7 protein-coding genes are annotated in these 2,344 nt (G+C 69.2%); all 7 read right to left on the bottom strand.

All coding sequences use genetic code 11. From position 1 onward, the window contains the following. The coding region (locus AB1609_21525) for a hypothetical protein (GenBank protein MEW6049016.1) at positions 1-268 on the bottom strand (268 nt) is incomplete at its 3' end. Between the two features lie 37 nt (positions 269-305). Further along, on the bottom strand, positions 306-989 hold the full coding sequence (locus AB1609_21520) for a hypothetical protein (GenBank protein ID MEW6049015.1): 684 nt from the start codon (positions 987-989) through the stop codon (positions 306-308). A gap of 92 nt (positions 990-1,081) precedes the next feature. Then, the gene (locus tag AB1609_21515; protein ID MEW6049014.1) at positions 1,082-1,474 is read right to left on the bottom strand and encodes a hypothetical protein; all 393 of its coding nucleotides are present in this window, start codon (positions 1,472-1,474) and stop codon (positions 1,082-1,084) included. Further along, a complete protein-coding gene (locus AB1609_21510; GenBank protein MEW6049013.1) occupies positions 1,471-1,692 on the bottom strand; it encodes a hypothetical protein in 222 nt (73 codons plus the stop codon). Before AB1609_21510 ends, AB1609_21515 begins: the two co-directional genes overlap by 4 nt. Positions 1,693-1,724: 32 nt before the next feature. Next, the gene (locus AB1609_21505; protein ID MEW6049012.1) at positions 1,725-1,904 is read right to left on the bottom strand and encodes a DUF2292 domain-containing protein; all 180 of its coding nucleotides are present in this window, start codon (positions 1,902-1,904) and stop codon (positions 1,725-1,727) included. Next, positions 1,901-2,101, bottom strand: coding sequence for a hypothetical protein (locus tag AB1609_21500; protein ID MEW6049011.1), 201 nt, complete (start codon positions 2,099-2,101; stop codon positions 1,901-1,903). Before AB1609_21500 ends, AB1609_21505 begins: the two co-directional genes overlap by 4 nt. Next, positions 2,098-2,344: hypothetical protein (locus AB1609_21495; GenBank protein MEW6049010.1), on the bottom strand; the 247-nt coding region annotated here is incomplete at its 5' end. The genes AB1609_21495 and AB1609_21500, both read right to left, overlap by 4 nt.

Below are 2,344 nucleotides of genomic sequence, written 5' to 3'. Positions count from 1 at the left end.
TGTGCTCCAGCTCGTCCTTGAGCGCGGCCAACTGCAGCTTGGCCTGGTCGTATGTGTCCATGATCAGGAGCACATAGCGCTTAAAGGTGTACAGCAGGCACCAGGCCACGAACATGACGTCGCAGTTCGTGCTCTTGGCGCTGCCCCGCGGGGCCGCCCAGGCGATCCGCGCTCCGCCTCTGCCGTAGACCACCTCCTCGAACTCGCGGGCCAGGTCCTCATGGAAGCGGGCCGGGGGAATCACCCGGCCCGTCTTCTCGTCGCGCATCCAGTGGCCGAAGTAGGCCTCGCGGAACCAGGAGAAGTCAATTTCGCCCAGCTGCCTCCTCAGCCCCTTTGGCCCGGTCAGCGGGCAGTCCAGGAACGGCTCCAGCTCGGCGGGCGAAAAGTGCAGCAAGAGGCGATCCAGGAGCTTCTGCCAGGCGCTGCTCAACAATGTGGCGGAGCGTGTAGTCGTGCTCATGCCTGGTCGTCACCTGCCCCTCCACCGCCTCCCTCTTCGTGGGCCGACCGCTCAGCAGCTGGGCCTTCTCCACCGCCTGCGCCATCACCCCCACCAGTGCCCGCACCCAGGCCGCGCCGTCGCGGTCGTGGGACTCGCCTCGCTTGCCGTCCTGCCTCTCGCCCGGGTCGGAGATCGCCGCGTCGACCTTGTCCACGGCCTTTTCGGCCAGCTTGTAGAGCTGGTCCGCCAGCCTCTCCAGCCGCTCAGCCAGAGTGTCGGCCAGCTTCCCGGCGACCTGCTCGATGACGCGCTCGCGAACCTCTTCGCCGATGGGAGGCATGACCGGAGCACGCCGGCCGTTGCTGTGATTCCCATTCTTGCGCCCGCCGTTACCCGTGCCGCCGCCGCTGGGGATGCCCGCTTTGCGCAGGTGCCGGTGCAGGGTCGCCAGCGGCACGCCGGTCCGCCTCTGCGCCTCGCGGATCGAGGTCGCGGCGGCGATGGCCACGGCCTCCCTGATCTGTTCCTCGGACCATCTGCTCACCGGCTACGCCTCCGCAAAAACAGAGACCGCGCCCACTTCTTCAGGGCGCAGTCTGGCATCGTAGCACAGAATAGCACATGCTGTTCGAACAGTCAAGCACCCCGCCCGACCTCCTCCGTTACCGGCCAGCCGAGTGCGGTGATGAAGGCGGCAAGGGCCCGGTCGAGGACTCGGGCGAGCTGGTTGTGCTTCAACCCCAGCCGCATGCGCGCGTCGCGAAACGTGGTGTTCACCCCGTAGAGGAGCCACAGCACCTCGCGGTGCAGCGGCGACAGCCGCGCGTACGCCCGGGCGACGTCCGCATAGGCCTCCAGCGTGGCAATGCGCGCTATCGCAGCCTCCTCGGTGGGCGAACTGAGCTGCTGTCCCCCGGCTGACGCGCCCAGGACGATGAGGTCCAGGGACCGGTGCGGGTGCCCGTTCGCCGCGTCCGCCAGAGCCAGAAACCAGTTGCGCAGCAGGCTTTTGGCCTCAGCGAGCGTCAACGGTGCCTCACCTGCCTCAGGCGCCGGCGCACCCTATTCCATGCGGAATGGTCCATGAGCCGGGCCGTCCCCGCCGGCAGGTAGTCCTCGACCACGAGCAGGCCCTGCTCCTGCAGCCAGAGCAGGACCCAGGGTTGCGTCTCGGCCAGGTACTCGAACAGGGTGATCACCGTCGGCCCCCTCACCAAAAAGGCCGGCCCGGGCGCTCCTGCGCCCACGAGCCGGCCTCCCGCTGTCGGGTCAGCCTGCGCTATTTGCCGTTGGAAGACTTCTCCGGCGGCGCGCGGTCACCTGGCTGCCACGACTCGGTCACCTTGACCCTCACGACGCAGCCGTCCTGCACGACCACCACGATCTCCCCGTAGCGCACCTTGGCAATGCGTTCGGCTGCGGCCTGCACCTCGGCGATGATCTGTTGCACGAGGCTCACGGATCCACCACCCGCTCGGCCATGCGGACCTCCAGCGGCCGGAATGACAGGGCGGTGATGACCCCGGCCAGTTCCGGCGACTCCAGGAACTGCTTCGCCGCGGCGCGCTCCTCGGGCCGCCCGGTGCGGGCCACGTGTACTGCCTCGGCGACCGCTGCCGACACCGCTTGCTGGATCCGGCCCAGCCAGTCGGTCAACAGGCCTCCTCCTCCCTGATCACCGTCACCACCAGCCACCCGCCCTGAGCCTGCGGCACGCAGACGGCCCGCCACCCGGGAGCAAGGCCGACCTCCACCTGGCACTCCGGGCCGGCCTCCGCGCCCACGTGCAGCGTCGCCAGAAGGTGGTGCCGGATCCGGCCCGGGCGGAGCGGGCCCTGGCCGCCGCGCTCACGCCACCGCAGCTTCGCGTGCTCACTCACTACCACCGCGGACGTCTTC

The organism is Bacillota bacterium (assembly GCA_040754675.1).
In the GTDB taxonomy this organism is placed as follows: Bacteria; Bacillota; Limnochordia; order Limnochordales; family Geochordaceae; genus Geochorda.
Note: the sequence above shows the minus strand (reverse complement) of the source record. Positions and strands in the feature narration are given on the sequence as shown.